Below are 20,434 nucleotides of genomic sequence, written 5' to 3' on the forward strand. Positions count from 1 at the left end.
GCCACGTAGACGGTACGGGCGGCTGACCAGGGCGGACAAGCAGGAGCCGTTGCGCGCCGGTGAACGGTTCGTTGCGTGCGTGCGGGGCCGGGCGGCGATTCGTTGCGTGTCTCGGGTCGGACTCCCGCTCCTCCTCGGGACGCAGCCGCCCGCCGCTACCCCCGCCGTACGGCGGAGGCGGGGTCCCGCCCCGGGCGCGATGTTCCCGCCGCGCCGGGCCGGAAGAGTAAGGGCTGTCCACACGACCTGCGGAAGGACCCGAAATGAAGCGCCGTACGAAGATCGTCGTGCTCGGCTCCGCGCTGCTGCTCACGGCCGGGGTGGCCTCGGCAGCCACCGCGTCGGACTCGCCCCGGGAGCGGACGACCGCCTCGGACGCGCCCCGGCAGCGGGAGGCCGCGGCCCTCACCGGCACCGCCAAGCTGTACCGCTCGGCCGGGGACGACATCACGTTCTCGTTCGACGCGCACCTGGCCGCGAAGGACAAGGCCGACCCGTCGAAGGCCACCGGCACCTTCGAGTTCAGCCACTATCTGAACGGCGAGGGCGCCCGGGCCGAGGTGAAGGTCAACTGTCTGCTCACCGGGGGCAAGGTCGCCGTGGTCTCCGGCGTCATCAGCAGATCGGACCTGCCGGGCGCCGAGGGCAGGCGGGTCGGCGTCACCGTCCACGACCTCGGCCGCCATGACCGGCTGGGCTACAGCTGGGCCTCGACGGGCAGCCCCGTCGACATGAAGGGCCTGCCCAAGTGCGTGAGTTCCGCCCCCTTCGAGAAGGTCGCGAAGGGGACGGGCGACTTCAGGGTCGTGCCGTGGCAGCCCCAGCTCTAGCCAGCGCCAGCGCCGTCACCAGGTAGGGAACCGCCAGCACCGCGAAGACGGTGCTGTGCGCCAGGTCCGTGCCGAGGAGTGCGTACACGCCGAACGTGGCGACCGTCGCCAGTTCGGTGCCCAGGCTCGCTACCGAGGTGAGCGTGGCCCGGCGGGACTCGTCGATGCGGTGCTGGAGACGGACGTCGGCGAGTACCTCGGCCAGCTGGAACCCGGCGAAAGCGAGGCCCAAAAGGACGACTCCGGTCAGCGAACGGGCCAGTGCTCCCGCCGCGAGGGCGAGGGCGGCGCCCGCGAGCAGCACCGCGAGTCCGGTCGTGCCGAGGCGCTCGGCCGGTCCTGCCAGGAGGCTGCCGAGGGTGACGCCCGCCCAGATCAGCATGACGAGGTAGGGCACGGTGGCCTCGGCGAAGCCGATCTCCCGGATCAGCAGAGGGGTGTACTCGTCGAGTGCGCCCCACACGGCGGCCACGGCCGGGATCAGCAGCACGGCGTCGCGTACCGCGCGGTCGCCGCGGACCTCGGCGAACCCGGCCCGCACGGTCGCCGTCCAGCTGCCGTCGGCCCTTTCGGGCCGTACCCGGTGCTCCGGGAACCGGGTGGCGGTGACGGCGGCCAGCACACAGGCCAGAACGCTCGCGGCACCGACGGCCGCGTAGCCGCCCCGGGCGAGGACGGGCCCCGCGAGACCGATGGAGGCCACGGTGCCCAGCAGCCGCGCGGCCCGGGCCCGGCCCATGACCCGCGCGTACCGGTCGGCGGCGCCGAGCCGGTCCAGCTCGTCGTAGACCAGCGCTTCCAGCGCGCCGGAGCCGAGGGCTCCGCCCGCGCCCCACAGGACGAAGCCGGCCGCGAAGGCCCCGTACGACGGGACGGCCACCCACAGCGCGAAGCCGGCGGCGGTGAGCAGCGGGCCGATCCACAGCAGCCTGCGGCGCGACATGGCGTCGGCCCAGGCGCCGGAGGGCACTTCCAGCACCACCGAGGTGATCGACCACAGGGCGAACAGGGAGGAGATCTGCCAGAGCGACATGCCGGTGTCGGCGAAGAGCAGCGCGTACACCGGGTAGAGCAGGACGAAGTCGTCGAGGAACGCGTAGCCGTACAGCGTGCGCGTCAGTCGGCGGACACCGGTCGCGGACACGCGTGCGGGTGAGAGTGTCATGGGGCCTTCCCGGAAGGACGGATCGGACGCCGGAGGTACGGCGTCCGAGGCGGTCCTCGGGAGGCACGGCTGGTGGATCAATGTCGCCAGGTCATGGCACCCAGGCTAGAGGTGTCACAGGGGGCGGGCCACAGAGTTACGTGGGAGATCCCGACGAGAAACGCCGCAGCAGCGGCGAGAGCACGAGCACGGACTTGGTCCGCTCGACGAACGGCTCCCCGGCGATCCGTTCCAGGACCCGTTCGAAGTGCCGCATGTCGGAGGCGAAGACCTGGGCGACCGCGTCCGCGTCCCCCGTGACGGTGGACGCGGCCACGACCTCCTGGTAGCGCTCCAGGCCCCGCTGGATGGTCTCCGGGGAGGTGTTCCCGCGGCAGTAGATCTCGACGAACCCCTCGGTCTCCCAGCCGAGGGCGCCCGGGTCCACGCGTACGGTGAAGCCGGTGATGGCTCCGGTGGCCCGCAGCCGGTCCACGCGCCGCTTCACGGCGGGCGCGGACAGGCCGACGAGGGAGCCGATGTCGGCGTAGGAGCGGCGGGCGTCCTCGGCGAGGGCGTGCACGATGCGTTCGTCGAGATCGTTCAGCACAGTGGGTCGTTCACTTTTCGGATGGTGCGAGTCGGGAACGGCGGTAGCCGTACCCGAAGTAGAACACGAGCCCGGCGGCCATCCAGACACCGAAGACCACCCAGGTCACGGTCGACAGGCTGCCCATCATCCATACGCAGAAGGCGAAGCCCAGCGCGGGCAGGACCGGCGAGAGCGGCACCCGGAAGGTGCGGGGCATGTCCGGCTTGGTGCGGCGCAGCACCACGACGGCCACGTTGACGAGGGCGAAGGCGAACAGGGTGCCGATGCTGGTGGCGTCGGCGAGCTGCCCGAGCGGGATCGCGGCGGCCAGGACACCGCAGAACAGCGACACGATCAGGGTGTTGGCCCGGGGGGCGCCGGTCTTCGGGTGGACCCGGGCGAACACCTTGGGCACCAGACCGTCGCGGGACATGGCGAACAGGATGCGGGTCTGGCCGTACAGCACGGTCAGCACCACGCTGGCGATGGCGATGACGGCGCAGAACGCCAGCAGGGTGCCCCAGAAGGTCTGCCCGGTGACTTCGCGCATGATCTGGGCGAGGGCGGCCTCGGAGTCGGTGAAGCCCTTCCAGGGCTTGGCACCCACGGCGACGGCGGCGACCAGGACGTACAGCGCGGTGACGATGACCAGCGACAGCATGATCGCGCGGGGCAGGTCGCGCTGGGCGTTCTTGGCCTCCTCACCGGCGGTGGAGGCGGCGTCGAAGCCGATGTAGGAGAAGAACAGCGTGGCACCGGCGGCGCTGACGCCCGCCATGCCGAGCGGCATGAAGTTCTCGTAGTTGCCGGAGCGGAAGCCCTGGACGCCGATGGCGCAGAACATCACCAGCGCGGCGATCTTCACGATGACCATGACGGTGTTGGCGCGGGCGGACTCGCGGGCGCCGCCCAGCAGGAACGCCATCGCGAGCAGGACGACGATCAGCGCCGGCAGGTTGAACACGCCGCCGTCGCCGGGCGGGGCCGACAGGGCCGCCGGGATGGTGACGCCGATGGTGCCGTCGAGCAGTTCGTTGAGGTACTCGCCCCAGCCGACGGCGACGGCGGCCACCGACACGCCGTACTCCAGGACCAGGCACCAGCCGCATATCCAGGCGATCAGCTCGCCCATCGTTGCGTACGCATACGAGTACGAGGAACCGGAGACCGGGATGGTGCCGGCCAGCTCCGCGTAGGACAGGGCCGAGAACAGGGCCGTGAGACCGGCGATCACGAAGGAGAGGGTGACGGCCGGGCCCGCCTTGGGGACGGCCTCGCCGAGGACGACGAAGATGCCGGTGCCGAGCGTGGCACCGATGCTGATCATGGTCAGCTGCCACAGCCCGAGGGTGCGGCGCAGTGACCCACCCTCACCCTGACCACCCTCCGCGACCAGGCGTTCCACCGGCTTGCGGCGCATGAGGCGCGCGCCGAGGCCGGGGGGTGCGGAGGCCGCCGTAGGGCCTGGGTTCTGCGGGGGTGCGCCTTGGTCGAGCACGCGCTGGCTCCTTATCGCTGCCGGTCAGGGCGGCGGGGACCGCGGGCACCCAGGAGACAGGGACCCACCGAGCGGAGTCCCGCCACGCCACGTACGAGGCGACAGCCTACGAGCAATGGCGTTGCTGGTGAAATGCAGCAACCTTGCGCGTACCTGCAAGATCGTTGCGTTGACGGCGTCGGGCCGGAGCTTCGTTGCACGGCACCGTGCGTCCATTGCACGGGCTTCCTCGGACCAGCTCTGCCGTGAGGGGCGGCGGTGCTCGGGTTGCCGTCGGAGGGCGGCGGTGCTCGTGTTGCCGCCGGAAGACGGGGCACCCACGCGCGTACGGCCCCCGGTTCTCCACCGGGGGCCGTACGAGGAGGTGTCGGGCCGTCAGCTCCAGCTGGCGTGCAGGGGCTTGCCCTCCGCGTAGCCGGCGGCGCTCTGGATGCCGACGACGGCCTTCCCGGCGAACTCCTCCAGGGATCCGGCACCGGCGTAGGTGCAGGAGGAGCGGACGCCCGCGATGATCGAGTCGATCAGGTCCTCGACGCCGGGGCGGGCCGGGTCGAGGAACATCCGGGAGGTGGAGATGCCCTCCTCGAACAGCGCCTTGCGGGCGCGGTCGTACGCCGACTCCTCCGAGGTGCGGTTGCGCACGGCCCGGGCGGAGGCCATACCGAAGGACTCCTTGTAGGCGCGGCCCTGGGCGTCGTGCTGCAGGTCGCCCGGGGACTCGTAGGTGCCGGCGAACCAGGAGCCGACCATCACGTTGGACGCGCCGGCCGCGAGGGCCATGGCCACGTCGCGGGGGTGGCGGACACCGCCGTCGGCCCACACGTGCTTGCCGTACTTCTTCGCCTCGGCGGCGCACTCCAGGACGGCGGAGAACTGCGGCCTGCCGACGCCGGTCATCATGCGCGTGGTGCACATGGCACCGGGGCCGACACCGACCTTGACGATGTCCGCGCCGGCCTCGATCAGGTCGCGCACGCCCGCGGCGGCGACCACGTTGCCCGCGACGATCGGGACCTGCGGGTCGAGGTCACGCACCAGCTTCAGGGCGCTGATCATCGACTCCTGGTGGCCGTGCGCGGTGTCGATGACGAGCGCGTCGACGCCGGCGTCCAGCAGCTGCTTGGCCTTGCCGGCGACGTCGCCGTTGATGCCGACGGCGGCGGCGATGCGCAGCCGGCCCTGCGCGTCGGTGGCCGGCTGGTAGAGCGTGGCGCGCAGGGCGCCCTTGCGGGTCAGGATGCCGGCGAGCGTGCCGTCCCCGTTGACCGCGGGGGCGTAGCGGCGGTTGGCGTGGTCGAGGGTGTTGAAGGCCTCGCCCGGGTCCATGTCCGCGTCGATGAGCAGCAGGTCCCGGGACATGACCTCGGCGAGCTGGGTGAAGCGGTCCACGCCGGACAGGTCGGCGTCGGTGACCACGCCGACGGGCTTGTGGTCGCCGTCGACGACCACACCGGCGTCGTGCGCCCGCTTGGGCAGCAGGGCCAGCGCGTCGGCGACCGTCTGGTGCGGGGACAGGATGATCGGGGTGTCCAGCACCAGGTGCCGGCTCTTCACCCAGGAGACGACGTCGGCGACCACGTCGTCGGGGATGTCCTGGGGTATCACCACGAGGCCGCCGCGGCGGGCCACGGTCTCGGCCATGCGGCGGCCGGCGATGGCGGTCATGTTGGCGACGACGAGCGGGATGGTGGTGCCCGTGCCGTCCGGGGAGCTGAGGTCGACGGCCTGCCGCGAGCCCACCGAGGAACGGCTGGGCACCATGAACACGTCGTCGTATGTCAGGTCGTACGACACCGGGGATGACTCTACGTAGCGACCGGTACCGGCCTCGATGAAGCGCATAGCCTCACATTTCCACACGAAATCACGCAGGTCACTCCCACGAAGGCACAACGAAACGCCCCCGTGATCATGTAATCCTCCAAGGAGGTACGGGGGGCTCCCGAGCCGGGCAGGTACCTGCCTTACGTCGAAACGTTACCCGTGCAGCTAGGTGCACAACAACTTGCTGCACGCGGCACAGCTGGCGGTCCGACTTCCGAATGCGGCACGGTAATTCCCGTGCCTGCCGGGTGGTTGTACCTCGAAATCACCTTCGTCACACCAGTCCGATCGACTTCTCGGAATGGGCACTTGGCGGATCACCGACCGCCGTTTGATTCGTTGCCGACGCACGACTTCTGCGCTGAGCAGAGCGAATTGAGGAACGATGCAGAGTGTTCACACGCGGACCGAAGCGGAATCCGATTCCCTGGTCGCCGACATTCCGCCGGAGGACGTCGGCGGTCAGTACCGCACCCACCTGACCAGCACCCCCGAAGAGCTGCTGAGCGCATTGCCGCTGACCGCTGCCGCGGCTCGGTCGGTGAGCGCCGGCCGCCGGATGACACGCGGGGTGCTGAGCGGTGACGACGACCGGCTGCTCGTGGTGGTCGGCCCGTGCTCGATCCACGACGTCGACGCCGGTCTGGCGTACGCGAGGTCGCTGGGTGAACTCGCGGCCGAGCTCGACGACGACCTCGCGGTGGTCATGCGGGTGTACGTGGAGAAGCCCCGCACCACCGTCGGCTGGACCGGGCTCCTCGCCGATCCGGCGCTGGACGGCAGCCTCGATCTCAACCAGGGGCTGCGCACGGTCCGCACGCTGATGCTGGAGATCGCGGAGGCGGGCCTGCCCATCGCGACGGAGTGGCTGAGCCCGGGCGCTCCGGCGTACCTGTCCGATCTGATCTCGTGGGGCGCGATCGGCGCCCGGACGGTCGAGAGCCAGGTGCACCGGCAGCTGGCGAGCGGCCTGCCGATGCCCGTGGGCATGAAGAACGGCAGCACCGGCTCGGTGGGGGTCGCCGTCGACGCCATCCGTTCCGCCGCGGCCCGCCACGCCTACCTGGGCCACGGCCCGGACGGCCGGCCCGTCACCCTGCGCACGAGTGGCAACCCCGACTGCCATGTGGTGCTGCGGGGCGCCTCGGGCCGGCCCAACTACGGCGCCGAGAACGTGCGCGAGACGGCGGACCTGCTGCGGGCGGCCGGGCTGCCGTCCGGCCTGGTGATCGACGCGAGCCACGGCAACAGCGGCAAGGACCACGAGCGCCAGGCCCTGGTGGCCCGGGAGATAGGCGCCCAGGTCGCGGCCGGTGACCGGAACATCCGCGGCGTGATGCTGGAGGGCTTCCTGATCCCCGGCCGCCAGGACCTCGGGCTCGGCGAGCCCGTGTTCGGGCAGAGCGTCACCGACGCCTGCATGGGGTGGGACGCCACCGTCGGCGTCCTGCGGGACCTGGCGGCGGCGACCCGGGGGCGCCGCACCGTGGCGGCCGCCGTCCGCTGACCCGCCCCGACACCTCACGTACGCCCCCGTGACTCGCCGGAAGGAACAGGAGAGCGAGCATGCTGGACATCCCCGCGCTGGGGCCGACCGGGCCCTACAGGACGCGGAACCGCACCACGGTGACGGACTCCTCGGGCGTCCCGGCGCTTGAACTGGCGTCCGTCCCGGGCCTGGTCGTCTCCCACTGGATCGACCAGCTGCGCACGAGTGCGCCGCTGCCCGTCGCGCAGGCCTCGGACGTCCTCGCGAAAGCGGCCGACGTCTTCGAGGACCAGGCGGTCCTGGGGGACGATCTGGACGCCCACGAGCGGCGAGTGGCACAGCTGACGGGCACGCCCCTCGCGGTCGTGCGCGAGTGCGACCGGCTCATCACGGCGACCCTGCGCGACGTGGCGCGCACGGCGTCCGCCGCACGGCCCGCCGGCTGCGCCCCGGTCGGCACCGAGGTGTCCGAGGCGGCGCCCGCGGGGGCCGCCTGGCGCCGCGCCGGGGACGTCCTCGCCGTGCACGCGGCGGGCAACAGCCCGGGCGTCCACGCCATGTGGCCGGAGGCGCTGGCCCTCGGTTACCGCGTGGTCGTCCGTCCCTCCAACCGGGACCCGCTCACCCCGCTCCGCCTCGTCACCGCGCTGCGGGAGGCGGGCGTACCGGCGGCGCAGCTGGTCGTGGTGCCCTGCGACCACGCGACGGCCGATCTGATCATCGAGCGCTCGGACCGCGCCGTGGTGTACGGCGGACAGGAGGTCGTCGACACGTACCGCAACCGGGCCGACGTCCGGACGCAGGGTCCGGGCCGCTCCAAGCTGGTGGTGGCGGCCGACGCCGACCGGGAAGCCGGGCTCGAACTGGCCCGCGCCGGTGTGCTCTACCACGCGGGAACCGCCTGCACGGCGACCACGGGCGTCCTGGTCGAGGACGATCCGGCGGGGTTCGCCGCCGAACTGGCCGCCGGGCTCGCCGAGGTGGCACCGGCCGGGCCGGTGACCGGCACGGCGCTGCTGCCCTGCATGCCGGAGGCCGACGCGCAGCGGCTCGTCACCGCGGTCCTGGACCGGGCGGCGGACGCGGTCGTGCACCTCGCGCCGCGAGCCGAGCGGCTGGGCGGCACGGGGTCCCTGGCGGCCCTGACACCGGCGGTCGTGGAGCTGACGTCCCCGAAGGACCCGTTGCTGTCCTGCGAGATGCCCTTCCCGTGCGTGTGGGTCGCCCCGTTCGAACGCGGTGGGACGGACGTCCTCGACGGCTCCCTGGTGCTGTCGCTGCACACCGGGGACCTGGGACTGGTCGCCGCGGCCTCGGAGCTCGCCTCGGTCTCCAACGTGTACCGGAGCAGGCCGACCTCGTGGATCCACCCGGACGTGCCGCACGACGGACATCTCGGCGCGTTCCTGATGCGCGCCACCGGACTGGCGCTCGCCGACGAGAACGAGACAAGGAGTGACAAGTGAAGATCAACTCCAGGAGCGACCTCGACTTCATGGAGCGGATACAGCAGGAGGTGACCGCCCACCGCACCGCTTCTCCCTCCGACGGGACCTACTACGCGTCGAAGCTGGGCGAGGCCTGGGACCGGGCCCGGCAGACCTCCGCCTACGCGTCGCTGGACGCGTTCTCGGCCGACGCGTTCCGCGACCTCGCAGCGACCTCCAAGGACGCCCTGAAGTCGCAGCCGCTCGACTATCTGCGCGTCCCCGTCGACGCGGGCCTGAAGTACTACCAGACCACGGGGACGACCGGGACCCCGACGCCCACACCGCGCACCGCCCGGGACATGATCGCCAACACCGTGTCCGTGTCCGAAGCCTGGCGCGGCATGCTGGCCGGCAGCGGCCACCGCGCTCTGATCCTGCTGCCCTCGGACATCGTGCCGGTGGCCGACCTCATGGTCGGTGTCTGCGAGTTCCTGGACATCCCCCACGTCAAGGCCTATCCGTACACCACCGGCATCTCCGACTGGGACCGCATCGTCGGGCTGTGGGAGGTCTTCCGGCCGACCGTGCTCTTCGTGGCGCCCGGGGTGCTCCTGGAGTTCTCCCAGGTGCTCAAGCGGCGCGGGCTGCTGGACCGGCTGCGCGAATCGGTCGAACTCCTCATGCTGCTCGGGGAGGTGAGCACCCCGGAGCTGCGCGCCATGGCCGGGTCCTGGTGGAACGCGCGCGCCTACGACGCGAGTTACGGCAGCACGGAGAGCGGCACGCTGGCCGCGTGCTGCGCGCACGACCGGCTGCACCTGCTGCGCGGGGCCAACTACTTCGAGATCGCGGACGGGGACGGCGTCGCACCCGCCGAGGCCGGACGCGAGGGCCGGCTCGTCGTCACGCCGCTCAACAACGACGCCCGCCCCCTGCTCCGCCTCGACATGGGCGACGAGGTGTCCCTCACGGGCGGCTGCCCCTGCGGCCAGGACACCCCGACGGTCACGGTCCACGGCCGGGGCAGCGACGGAACCGCGATCAAGGGCAGTCGGGTGCGCACACGCGACCTCGAAGGCATCGTCTACGCGAACAACGACGTCATGGGCTACCTGATCGAGATCGACGGAGAAGGCACCCGGGCCCGGCTGCTGCTGGAGCGGGATCCGGGCACCGACCGGGACGCGGAGCCCGCCAGGAACGCCGTCATCCAGCGTCGGACGGAGGAGCACCTCGGCTTCCGCTGGGACGAGGTCCGGTTCGTCAACCGGCTGCCGGCGTCGACGAAGAGCGGCGGTTCGCAGAAGAGCTGGAAGCGCTCCAACTTCCGGGTCGTGGACGAGGTGGTGCCGGCATGACGTACGACGCCTTGCTGACATCGTCCGGGGTCGTCTCCGGGGAGTCGGACCTGTGGTGCACGTACGCGGCCGTACGCACCCTGCGCTGGCTGGACCGGATCGGCGACCTGCCGTCGCCCGAGTCCGCCGCCGGCTTCCTCGCCTCCCGGCAGAACTCCGACGGCGGGTTCGCGTGGTCGGCCGGTATGAGCTCCGACGCCTGGGCCACCTACTACTGCACGCAGGCCCTGGCCGATCTGCCGGACGGCAGCCGGGGCACGGTGCGCGGGTCGAGTTCCGCCTGGGTGTGGAGCACCGAGCATGCGGACGGCGGGTTCGCGATGACACCCGGCCAGGCGTCGGACGTGTGGGCCACGTACTACGCCGTGCGCACCCTGGTGGAGATCTACGGCGAGCGCCCGTCCGAGGCGCTGTTCGACTGGCTGGCCGCGCTCCAGTCCGAGGACGGCGGCCTGGCCTGGAGCCCGGCCCATGCGAAGGACGGCGCCTGTGACGTGCGGGCCTGCTATTACGCCGTCACCGCCTGGCACACGGCCACCGGCGGACAGGGGCCGCTGCCGTGGGACCGCGAGCGGCTCACGGACTGGCTCCGGGGCCGGCAGAGCGCGGCCGGTGGCTTCACCTTCCAGGCGGGCGACGACACGGACTGCCTGTGGGCGACGTTCCGGGCGACCGGGGCGCTGAGCCGCCTGGGAGAGGCTCCCCGGGACCCCGGGGGCTGCGTCGCCTGGATCATGACCCGGCTGCGGCCGGACGAGTCCTTCACGCGGTGGCCCGGCTACCCGGTCCAGGACGTGTGGGCCGCGTTCTGCGCGGTGGGCGCGCTGCGGGAACTCGGCGCGCGGCTCGACGGCATCGCCGACGGCGTGGTCGCGAGGGTGCTGTCCTTCCGGACCGGGCAGGGCGGCTTCACCTACCGCACTCCGGAGCTCGCCTCGGACGTCCTCACCACCTCGGCCCACCTGATGGCCCGCAGCCTCCCGGCCGGTGGGGAGAGCGAGGCACTGCGGTGGACGGAGAGCTGCGTGCTGCCGAACGAGAACGGCATCATGTACATGCCCGGGCGCGGCAGTGAGGTGCGCTGCACCCTCTGGGCCCTGTCCGCGGGCGCGTTCGAGGACGACGCCCCGGCCCGTGAGCGCATCGCGGAGTGGCTGGCCGGTTCCATCCAGAATCCCGACGGCGGGTTCGGCTACTGGGAGGGCCGCGCGTCGGACATGGTCTCGACGAGCTCCGCCGCCGAGATCCTGCACCGGACCGGCGGGGAGTCGGCGGCCGGCTTCCTGCGGGACGTCGCCGAGTACGTGGCCACCTGCGAGACGGAACCCGGCCAGTACGCCAACGTGCCGGGCGGGACGGCCACGCTGCGCTCCACCCTGCAGGCGCTCAGGGCGCTGCACCGCGGCACCGGGGCGGACGGTGCCCGCGTCACCGAGGCCCTCACCAGGCACCGGGTGCGCGGCGGCGGGTTCGCCAACGAGGGCCGTCGGGTCCCGGACCTGCTGAGCACCTACGAAGCCGTGCTGGCGTCGGACGTGTTCGGTCTCGGCTGGGACGCCGCCCACCTGACGAAGTTCCTGGACAGCGTGCGCACGGCGGACGGGGGATTCGCCTGGACGCCCCTGATGGCGATGAGCGGTGGTCCGCTCGCCGACTGCCTGGGCCGGCGCCTGGAGCTGAGGCTGTCGCCCGAACGCCTCGCCCTGCCGCCGCTGGCCCTGTCGTGAAAGGAGCACCCCCTTGCCCACCGTCGAGGTGACCAGCACCCCCCTCACCCCCTCCGCGCGCCTGCGGGCTGCCCTGCGGCTCACGCGGTGGATGGCCGCGCACGGTTCGAACGCCGCGCACGTCGTGGTCTCCTTCCGGACCGCCGAGCCCATGGAGCACTTCGCCGGCGGGATGCCGCTGACCACCTACGAGCACGACACGGAACCGGCCAAGCACGCCCGGTGGGCGTCGGTCGTGTGCCATGTCCACCCCGACCGTGACCACGCGTACCGGGCCGGACTGGCCGAGGAGATCGGGCAGTCGCTCGGTCTCGGCACGGACACCGCCCACCTGACCGTCCGGTTCCAGCCCACGCAGCCCGACCAGGTGTTCTACCTGGAATCGGGGTCGATGACGAGCGGCGGCCCGCTACCGGTCGGCCGCGGCTGAGAGAGAAAGGTTCCCGACCATGCAGACCCTCGACCACACCGAGATCGGCAACCGCGTCCGGGCCGTCCTGGAGAAGCGCTTCGGCGACGCCGCCCGCGCACTGGCCACGGACGCCGACCTGACCGACGCGCTCCCGGGCTTCGACAGCCTGGCCGCCCTCGAGTACGTCACCGCCGTGGAGGGCGAGTTCGGTATCGAGATCGACTTCGTCGGCGACGACGTGCGCTACTGGTTCAGCACGCTCGGCCGGACCACGGAGTACGTGCGAGAGCGCATCGAGGACCTCGGGGCATGACGGAGACGGCGGCCCGTACCGAGGAGCCGGGGGCCGGGGACGGCGAGATCCGCTTCGACACCTCCGGCAGCACGGGAGCCGCGCGCCGCTGGTTCCGGCTCCCCCACCAGATGGAGCGTGAGGTGGAGCTGATCGGAGCGGCGCTCGTCGGCCCGGTCGACCGGGTCGTCAACTACGCCCCGCCGCAGCACCTGTTCGGCGCGCTCTTCGGCGAGTGGCTGCCCCGCATGGCGCGGGTCCCGGTCCACCAGGCGTGGGCCGACCCCTACGCGCCACTGCCGGTCTCGCCCGGAGAGCGGGTGCTGGCCGTCTGCATCCCGATGGCCTGGGACCTGCTGCGGCGCGGCCTGCCGGTGCTGGAACGCGCGAGCTCGGTCGTCGCCCTGCACAGTTCGGCGGCCGCGCCGCCCACGGCCCACGCGCTGGTCGGCCGAGCCGGTCCGCTGCTGCGTGCGCACGAGATCCTCGGGTCGACCGAGACCGGAGGGATCGCCCACCGGAGGCTGGTTCCCGAGGGCCGGGGCGCCGGGCCGTGGCAGGCCTTCCCCGACGTGTCCTTCGTGCGGGAGGCCGGCACACCGGCAGGAGCCGCCGAGGAGCTGGTCGTCCGCGGCCCGCGCCTGGCCCGCCCGGAGAGCGGGACGCTGCCGCCCGACCGGTGGGCCACGGGCGACCTGGTGGAATTCACCGGCCCCCGTTCGTTCCGGCTCGCCGGCCGCGCCAGTTCCCTGATCAAGGTGAATGGGATCAAAGTCCATCTCGCCCGGGTCGAGGAGCAGCTGAAAGCACTGCTCCCGGGGGCGGAATGGGTTGCGCTCCCCCTGTCCGGTGATTCCCTCACCGGCGAGGGATACGCCGTCTTCTGGGCCGGGCGGGGCGGTGAGGCGGTGGGCGTGGCCGACGTCAGATCGGCCCTCGGCGACTTCCCGAGCCCGTCGCGGCTCGTGGAACTGGCGGAGATCCCGCGGACCCCCACCGGAAAGCCCGACCGCACGGCCCTTCTCGCACAGGCGGATGGGTCCTCCGCCCGCCCGTGAAAGCGGAACGGCACATACCCAGCAACAAGAACAGCAACACAGCCAGCGACAAAACAGCGACAAAACCAGCGACGAAGACATTGGAGTGTTCGACTCTGTCCAGGTTGATCGTGGTGACCGGCGCGAGCGCCGGCATCGGCAAGGCGACGGCGAAGCGCTTCGCGGAGAACAACGACAAGGTGCTCCTGATCGCACGTCAGGAGGAGCGGCTGGCGCAGGCGGTGCGGGAGATCGAGGCGAGCGTGCCGGGCGCGGACGTGTCGTCCCTCGCCCTCGACATGTCCGACGCCGCGTCCGTCAAGCGCCTGCGGGACCACGTCCGGTCGACGGGTCTGCCCGTCAGCGGGCTGCTGTGCTGCGCCGGGGCCGTCCCGCAGTCCGGGGACACGGACGCGGACGACGTGGCCTCGGTCCTGACGGAATGGCAGGAGGCCTACCAGGCCAACGTGACGACCTCGGTCGTCGCCGTGGAGGGCCTGCTCCCGGACCTGGCCGACGGCGGCAGCATCGTGCTCTACAGCTCCATCGCCGCCTACCGGGGATCCGGCGGGACGGGTGGCTACGGCGCCGCGAAGGCCGCCCTCCACTCCTACGTCCACACCCTCGCGACGCGCCTCGGATCGCGCGGCATCAGCGCCAACGCGATCGCGCCGGGCTACGTCGCCGACACCGACCTCTTCGGCGGCGCCCTGCCCGCGGCGCGGGAGACCATGCTCGTCCGGCAGACCGCGCTGGGACGCGCGGGGGACCCGGTGGACATCGCCGAACTCGGCTTCTACCTGTGCTCGGAGCCCGGCGGCTACGTCACCTCACAGATCCTCCAGATCAACGGCGGCTCCTCGCACGGCGTCTGACGCCTCCGTGCCGACGGCGGCTCGCCCCAGGGCGTCCGCCGTTCCCGTTCCGCACTCCCCTTCCCTCCCCCTTCCCTCCCCCTTTCCTCCCCCTCCCCTTCGACCGAGAAAGCACGGTGACCTGCCCATGAACGCCCGCGAACAGGCCGACGCGCACGTCCGCGCCATGATGCGCTGGCACTTCGACCCGGCCACGGGTTCCCGGTACTGGCTGGAGCGCCGCGACCGGCTGGGTTTCGACCCGGTCGAGGACGTGCGGTGCGTCGACGACCTGCTGCGGTTCCCCAACCTGGTGGACGAGCTCCGGGACGTCCCGGTCGAGGACCTGATCCCCCGGGGTCTCGACTCCTCGGAGAAGGTCCTCGCGGTGTACGAGAGCGGTGGCACCACCGGAGCGCCGAAGCGCTTCGTGATGTTCGAGAACTGGCTCGACCAGTACATGGCCTGGGAGAACTCCCACTACACCGACGACGGCCGGGGACACGCACTGGCCGTGGCGCCCAGCGGACCCCACATGCTCGGCGAGTACTCCCGCAGGATCGCCGAGGCCCGGGGAGGGATCCGGTTCTCCGTCGACCTGGATCCGCGCTGGGTGAAGCGGCTCGTCGCCGCCGGTGACACCGCCGGCGCCGCGGCCTATGTCGACCACCTCGTCGACCAGGCCGAACTGGTCCTGCAATCCCAGGACATCGCGTTCCTGATCACGACCCCGCCGCTGCTCGCCCGCATGTCCGAGCGGGCCTCCGTCCGTGAGCTCATCGAGGAGAAGGTGCGCCTGGTGATCTGGACCGGCGCCCACATGGACCCCGACACCCTGGACTTCCTGTCCACGGAGCTGTTCCCCAAGACGCGGTTCCGCGGGTCGTACGGCAGTACCTCCGTGCTCAGCGGCACGGTGCAGCGCCCCGACCCGGAGGGCACGGGCGACACGGTCTTCGACTCGTACGCCCCCTACGTGTTCTACCGCGTGGTCGACCCCTCCTCCGGCAGGCCGGTCGAGTTCGGGTCGGAGGGGACCGTGGTGATGAACTACCTCACCAAGTACGGCCTCGTGCCCAACAGCATCGAACGGGACCTGGCGACCCGGGTCCCGAGCCCCACGGGAGTCGGGGACTCCCTGCGGAACATCCACCCGGTCGCCGAGGTGGACGGCCGAAAGCTGATCGAGGGCGTCTACTAGGGACGCCTCCCAGGTGTCGGGAGGAGCAGTACGCATGTCGCACGTGCCCACGGCCGGGTACCTCGAACTCGACGGAGCCGGCCTCTCACCCCACGCGGTCGCGGCGTCCGCGCGCCGGGGCGGCGACGGCGCCCGGGTGCGGCTCGGCGCCGGGGCCGTCGAGCGGATGCGGGCCTCCGTCGCGCTCAAGGACTCGCTGCTGGCGCGCGAGGTCCCCATCTACGCGGTGACCACGGGTTTCGGGGACAGCTGCGTCCGGCAGATCTCACCGGACAAGGCGCACGAGCTTCAGCGCAACCTCGTGCTCTACCACCTCAACGGCGTGGGACCGGCGGCCGTGCCCGCGGTCGCCCGGGCTGCCATGATCATCAGGGCCAACGCGCTGGCCAAGGGAGCCTCGGCGATCCGGCCGGGGACCGTGTCGGCGCTGCTGGAGTGCCTGGAACGGGACATCCTCCCGCTGATCCCCGAACGCGGTTCGGTGGGGGCCAGCGGTGATCTGGTGCCGCTGTGCTATCTGGCGGCGGCACTGATCGGCGAGGGACAGGTCCTGCACCGCGGCACCGTGCGCCCGGCGAGGGACGGCCTGCGGGAGGAGGGCCTCGAACCGGTGCGGCTCGCGCCCAAGGAGGGCATCGCGCTGATCAACGGCACGTCCTTCGCCGCCGCGTACGCGGTCATCGCCGCCTGGGACGCCCGGGAGCTGGCCTTCGTCGCCGAGCTCGCCACCGCCATGACGCTCGAGGCCCTGCACGGCAACGCGTCCGCACTGCACCCCTTCGTCCACGCCGCGAAACCGCACCCCGGCCAGGTCCGCTCGGCCGGGGTCGTCCGGACCCTGCTCGCGGGGTCGAAGCTCGCCACGTCCTTCGACGACATCCTGGTGCGCCGCGAGAAACTCGCCGGGCGCAGTTACCTCCAGCTGAACGAGAAGATCCAGGACACGTACTCGGTGCGCTGCGCCCCGCAGGTCATCGGCATCGCGCGGGACACGCTCGACTGGGCGGAGGACTGGCTCACCACCGAGATCAACTCCGCGACGGACAACCCCCTGTTCGACGTCGACGAGTCCGGGCTCCACCTCGGGGGGAACTTCTACGCCGGCCATGTCGGGCAGGCCATGGACAGCCTGAAGACGTCGGTGGCCGGCCTGGCCAATCTCCTCGACCGGCAGCTCGCTCTCGTCGTGGACGAGAAGTCCAACCGGGGGCTGCCGCCCAACCTGGTCGTCCCGCGTGGTCCGGACGATCCCGGGGCGGGGCTGCACCACGGGTTCAAGGGGATGCAGATCGCGGCCTCGGCCGTCACCGCCGAAGCCCTCAAACAGACGGGGCCCGTGTCGGTGTTCTCGCGGTCCACGGAGGCCCACAACCAGGACATCGTCAGCATGGGCACCATCTCGGCCCGGGACGCGCGCACCGTCAACGGACTGGTGCGGGAGGTCGCGGCCATCCATCTGCTGGCCCTCGCCCAGGCGATCGACCTTCGAGGTGCCGAGAAGGCGTCACCGGCCGTCCGCGCGGTGCACGGACTCATACGGGAGCACAGCGCCTTCGTCACCCACGATCGCCGGCTCGACGAGGACATCGAGGCGGTGTCCGGCCTGATCGAGAGCGGAGCGCTGCGGCGCGCCGCCGGTTTCGCCGGCATCGTCTGACACAAGCGCGACATCGCCTGAAGAGCAAGCAAGGCACCGCGCCACGCGTGGTGCGCGACCGAGGAGTTGCATCTCATGCCGAAGAAGAAGTTCGCCCTGGTCAGCGCGGCCGGGACCGCCGTCCTGGCGCTGGGCGCGACCGCCCTGCTCACCGCTCCGGCGCATGCCGAGCCCGGGAAGGTCATCGACCTGGACGTCGGCAACGACGGGGTCGTGAAGACCGATGTCGGCGAGCACGGGCTGAGCGTCGGCGACGAGTTCCTCTACGCCGACAAGCTGTACCAGGGCGGGAAGCAGGTCGGGAAGGACGGCAGTTCCTGCCAGGTGACCCGGCTGGTCGGCGAGAAGATCACCACCAACTGCGTGCTGTCGGTCCAGCTGCCGGACGGCCAGATCACCGCCCAGTCGCTGTGGACCAAGGGCGAGGACACCGTGCGGATGGCCGTCACCGGGGGAACCGGAGCCTACCGGGGAGCCAGTGGTGAACTGTCGTGCTACGACATCCAGACCCCGCACGAGACGTACCGCATCACGCTGGACAAGCCCTAGACCTCATGCGGGAGTTCGGCATCGCGAGGGCTGGCCATGTCCAGCAGGAGCATCGCGTCGTGGTCCGGGGTCCCCGGCGTGGCCTGGTACGTGACGAGGCGTTGCCCGTCCGTGCGGGAGATCACCAGCACCTCGTAGTCGAGGAGCATCGAGCCGACCTCCGGGTGCTGGAAGTGCTTCTGCCCGCCACCCCGGGCCTGTACGTCGTACCGCTCCCAGAGCCGGGCGAACTCCGGGCTCTTCACCACGAGTTCGCCCACCAGCTGGGCCAGCTCGGGGACGTCCGGGTCGGCGCCCGCCGTCGCCCGCAGGTGCGCCGCGCTGTGCGCCGCCATCTTCTCCCAGTCCCGGTACAGCCGGCGCGCCATGGGGTGCAGGAACAGATAGCGGGTGACGTTGCGGCGCTCGGGCGGCCAGTCCGTGATGCCGGGGAAGAGACGCAGCCCGGGCCGGTTGGCGGCCAGCAGGTCGTTGGCGCGGCTGACGGCGTACGCCGGCGAGGGGCGCAGGTTCTCCAGCAGGTGGTGGATCGAGTCCCGCACCGTGCGCGCGGGGCCGGGGGACGGCGCCGGCACCTGGCCCGAGGCGAGCGCGACCAGTTCGTGCAGCCGGTTCATCGCCTCGGGCGAGAGCTGGAGCGCCTCGCCGAGCGCGGTGACCACGGCGGGCGAGGGCCGTGTCTCGATGCCTCGCTCCAGTCGCGTGAGGTAGCCGACGCTGACCCCGGCCACGGCCGCGAGTTCCTCTCTGCGCAGCCCGGGAGTGCGACGGATGCCGGTGCCGACGGGCAGGCCCACGTCCTGCGGCCGGATCCGGCCGCGGCGAGCACGGAGAAAACGTCCCAGTTCCGTACCTTCACTCATCCCTCCATTGTCGCAAGTGGTCACGCGCGCAGGGGGGCCGTATCAGGGTCAGGCACCGCGCAGCCCCGCACGACTCGGTCTGCCGGGGGCCTCGTGGGGCGGGCACGCTGGAGAGGTCCGGGTTCAAGGTTCGATGCCATGTTCGATTCTCAGTCCCGACAGGGACGGCACACAGACAAGTCCCGGCAGGGACGACACAACGAGAGGAGCAGTGCACGATGAGCGCGACGCAGTCCGGGACCGGCGAGGAAACCGACGGGAGTACGGATGTCCGGGGTGAGCCGGAACCGGCGGGTTCGGCCACCGCTGCCCTGGCCGCCGCCGTCCTCGGCTTCTTCGTGATCACACTCGACGTCTCCGGCGTCAACGTGGCCCTGCCCGCCGTGGGCAACGATCTCGGCGGGTCGCTGTCCGGGCTCCAGTGGGTCGCGGACAGTTACACCCTGATGTTCGCGGCACTGATGCTGTCGGCCGGTTCGCTGTCGGACCGGGTCGGCGCGCGGCGCGCGTACGGCTGGGGGGTCGGCCTCTTCACCCTGGCGTCCCTGGCCTGCGCGGTTGCGCCGACGCTCGGCACGCTGACGGCCGCCCGGGTGCTGCAGGGCGGCGCCGCGGCGGTGATGGTTCCCTCCTCGCTGGCGCTGATCCGGCAGGCCTTCCCCGACCCGGACAAGCGTGCGCGCGGTATCGCCCTGTGGACGGTCGGCGGTGCGGTTGCCATCGCCGCCGGGCCCGTGCTGGGAGGGCTGCTGACCACCGAGTGGAGCTGGCGTGCCGTGTTCTGGCTCAACGTGCCCGCGGGTCTCGCCGGATTCCTGACACTGATGCGGGCGGCGCGCTCCCCTCGTCATCCTGCCGTGTTCGACCTGCCGGGGCAGCTGACCGCGGTGCTGGCACTGGCGGCGCTGACGTTCGCCGTGATCGAGGGCGGGCACCACGGCTTCACCGGCACCGTCGGGGCGGCGACCGCGATCGCCGTGCTGGCCGGGGCCGCGTTCGTGGCCGTCGAGACCCGGCGGAAGGCTCCGATGCTGCCGCTGTCGCTGTTCCGGCAGCGCGGGGTGAGCGTGCCGGTCGTCGCGGGCTTCGCCTGCAACGCGGCCTTCTACGGCGGGGTGTTCGTGCTGAGCCTCTTCTTCCAGGAGCAGCGCGGGCAGTCGGCGTTCTCCGCCGGGCTGATGTTCGTGCCGATGGCGGTCATCACGGCCTTCTTCAACTACGCCTCTCCGAAGGCGGTCTCCCGCTACGGCCCGCGGAAGGTGGTCGTCGCCGGACTGCTGACCGGCATGGTGGGCTGCGCGGGACTCGCCGCCGTCACGATCGGGACTTCGCCGTGGGTGACCGCCGCCCTGATGATCCCGCTGGGCATCGGGGGCGCGCTCGCCATGCCGGCGCTGACCACTCTGATGCTCGACAGTGTCGCCGCGGCACGAGCGGGCACGGCGGCCGCACTGCTCAACACCAGCCGTCAGACGGGCGGGGCACTCAGCATCGCCGTCTTCGGCGCGCTTCTGGCCGGGGACTTCGCACCGGGTATGCGGGAGAGCCTGCTGCTCGCCGCCGCCCTGCTGGTGGCCAACGCCCTGGGCGCCGCGGCGCTGCTGCCGCGCCGCTGAGCACAACGCGGCGGGGGGTGGGGGGGGGGGGGGTGCGGGGTTCGAGGGGGAGGGACTGGGT

18 protein-coding genes are annotated in these 20,434 nt (G+C 71.9%); 13 read left to right on the forward strand and 5 right to left on the reverse strand.

What is annotated here, in order from left to right; genetic code table 11:
- The first annotated feature begins 263 nt into the window (after nt 1–263).
- Entirely contained in the window at nt 264–830 is a 567-nt protein-coding gene (locus tag ACFCXS_RS36995) for a Repetin (protein WP_376647733.1), read from the forward strand.
- On the opposite strand, the gene ACFCXS_RS37000 is transcribed toward ACFCXS_RS36995, so the two are convergent.
- The 4 genes from ACFCXS_RS37000 to ACFCXS_RS37015 all read right to left on the reverse strand — a co-directional run bounded on the left by ACFCXS_RS37000 (nt 799) and on the right by ACFCXS_RS37015 (nt 5,906).
- Entirely contained in the window at nt 799–1,995 is a 1,197-nt protein-coding gene (locus tag ACFCXS_RS37000) for an MFS transporter (protein WP_376647734.1), read from the reverse strand. The genes ACFCXS_RS36995 and ACFCXS_RS37000 overlap by 32 nt on opposite strands.
- Nucleotides 1,996–2,131: 136 nt before the next feature.
- The gene (locus ACFCXS_RS37005; protein ID WP_352101059.1) at nt 2,132–2,584 is read right to left on the reverse strand and encodes an Lrp/AsnC family transcriptional regulator; all 453 of its coding nucleotides are present in this window, start codon (nt 2,582–2,584) and stop codon (nt 2,132–2,134) included.
- Nucleotides 2,585–2,594: 10 nt separating this feature from the next.
- Complete coding sequence (locus tag ACFCXS_RS37010; RefSeq protein ID WP_376647735.1) at nt 2,595–4,064, reverse strand: amino acid permease; 1,470 nt, start codon at nt 4,062–4,064, stop codon at nt 2,595–2,597.
- Between the two features lie 375 nt (nt 4,065–4,439).
- Nucleotides 4,440–5,906 (reverse strand): GuaB1 family IMP dehydrogenase-related protein, encoded by a 1,467-nt coding sequence (locus tag ACFCXS_RS37015; protein ID WP_376647736.1) that lies wholly within the window; start codon nt 5,904–5,906, stop codon nt 4,440–4,442.
- A 367-nt stretch (nt 5,907–6,273) separates the two neighbouring features.
- On the opposite strand from ACFCXS_RS37015, the gene ACFCXS_RS37020 reads away from it, so the two are divergent.
- The 11 genes from ACFCXS_RS37020 (at nt 6,274) to ACFCXS_RS37070 (ending at nt 17,894) form a co-directional block, all read left to right on the forward strand.
- Nucleotides 6,274–7,395 carry a 3-deoxy-7-phosphoheptulonate synthase gene (locus ACFCXS_RS37020; RefSeq protein ID WP_376647737.1) on the forward strand — a complete coding sequence of 374 codons (1,122 nt, stop codon included), beginning with the start codon at nt 6,274–6,276 and terminating at the stop codon, nt 7,393–7,395.
- Between the two features lie 59 nt (nt 7,396–7,454).
- On the forward strand, nt 7,455–8,843 hold the full coding sequence (locus tag ACFCXS_RS37025; protein WP_376647738.1) for an aldehyde dehydrogenase family protein: 1,389 nt from the start codon (nt 7,455–7,457) through the stop codon (nt 8,841–8,843).
- Nucleotides 8,840–10,165 carry a phenylacetate--CoA ligase family protein gene (locus tag ACFCXS_RS37030; protein WP_376647739.1) on the forward strand — a complete coding sequence of 442 codons (1,326 nt, stop codon included), beginning with the start codon at nt 8,840–8,842 and terminating at the stop codon, nt 10,163–10,165. The genes ACFCXS_RS37025 and ACFCXS_RS37030 overlap by 4 nt, the downstream gene beginning before the upstream one ends.
- On the forward strand, nt 10,162–11,892 hold the full coding sequence (locus tag ACFCXS_RS37035; protein ID WP_376647740.1) for a prenyltransferase/squalene oxidase repeat-containing protein: 1,731 nt from the start codon (nt 10,162–10,164) through the stop codon (nt 11,890–11,892). The genes ACFCXS_RS37030 and ACFCXS_RS37035 overlap by 4 nt, the downstream gene beginning before the upstream one ends.
- Nucleotides 11,893–11,905: 13 nt before the next feature.
- A complete protein-coding gene (locus ACFCXS_RS37040) occupies nt 11,906–12,322 on the forward strand; it encodes a hypothetical protein (RefSeq protein ID WP_376647741.1) in 417 nt (138 codons plus the stop codon).
- A gap of 19 nt (nt 12,323–12,341) precedes the next feature.
- Nucleotides 12,342–12,617, forward strand: coding sequence for an acyl carrier protein (locus tag ACFCXS_RS37045; protein ID WP_376647742.1), 276 nt, complete (start codon nt 12,342–12,344; stop codon nt 12,615–12,617).
- Complete coding sequence (locus tag ACFCXS_RS37050) at nt 12,614–13,654, forward strand: acyl-CoA synthetase (protein WP_376647743.1); 1,041 nt, start codon at nt 12,614–12,616, stop codon at nt 13,652–13,654. Before ACFCXS_RS37045 ends, ACFCXS_RS37050 begins: the two co-directional genes overlap by 4 nt.
- 110 nt (nt 13,655–13,764) lie before the next feature.
- Nucleotides 13,765–14,508, forward strand: coding sequence for an SDR family NAD(P)-dependent oxidoreductase (locus ACFCXS_RS37055; protein ID WP_376647751.1), 744 nt, complete (start codon nt 13,765–13,767; stop codon nt 14,506–14,508).
- A 127-nt stretch (nt 14,509–14,635) separates the two neighbouring features.
- Nucleotides 14,636–15,688, forward strand: coding sequence for a phenazine antibiotic biosynthesis protein (locus ACFCXS_RS37060; RefSeq protein ID WP_376647744.1), 1,053 nt, complete (start codon nt 14,636–14,638; stop codon nt 15,686–15,688).
- 34 nt (nt 15,689–15,722) lie between these two features.
- Entirely contained in the window at nt 15,723–17,345 is a 1,623-nt protein-coding gene (gene hutH / locus ACFCXS_RS37065; protein WP_376647745.1) for a histidine ammonia-lyase, read from the forward strand.
- Nucleotides 17,346–17,420: 75 nt separating this feature from the next.
- Nucleotides 17,421–17,894: a hypothetical protein gene (locus tag ACFCXS_RS37070; protein ID WP_376647746.1), complete on the forward strand. Its 474-nt coding sequence runs from the start codon at nt 17,421–17,423 to the stop codon at nt 17,892–17,894.
- On the opposite strand, the gene ACFCXS_RS37075 is transcribed toward ACFCXS_RS37070, so the two are convergent.
- Complete coding sequence (locus ACFCXS_RS37075; RefSeq protein ID WP_376647747.1) at nt 17,891–18,757, reverse strand: helix-turn-helix transcriptional regulator; 867 nt, start codon at nt 18,755–18,757, stop codon at nt 17,891–17,893. The two genes, ACFCXS_RS37070 and ACFCXS_RS37075, sit on opposite strands and share 4 nt — an antisense overlap.
- A gap of 218 nt (nt 18,758–18,975) precedes the next feature.
- Here ACFCXS_RS37075 and ACFCXS_RS37080 point away from each other — a divergent pair, with 218 nt between their 5' ends.
- Entirely contained in the window at nt 18,976–20,373 is a 1,398-nt protein-coding gene (locus ACFCXS_RS37080) for an MFS transporter (RefSeq protein ID WP_376647748.1), read from the forward strand.
- The last annotated feature ends 61 nt before the right edge of the window (nt 20,374–20,434 follow it).

It is taken from the genome of Streptomyces sp. NPDC056373 (assembly GCF_042262425.1).
Lineage (GTDB): Bacteria > Actinomycetota > Actinomycetes > Streptomycetales > Streptomycetaceae > Streptomyces.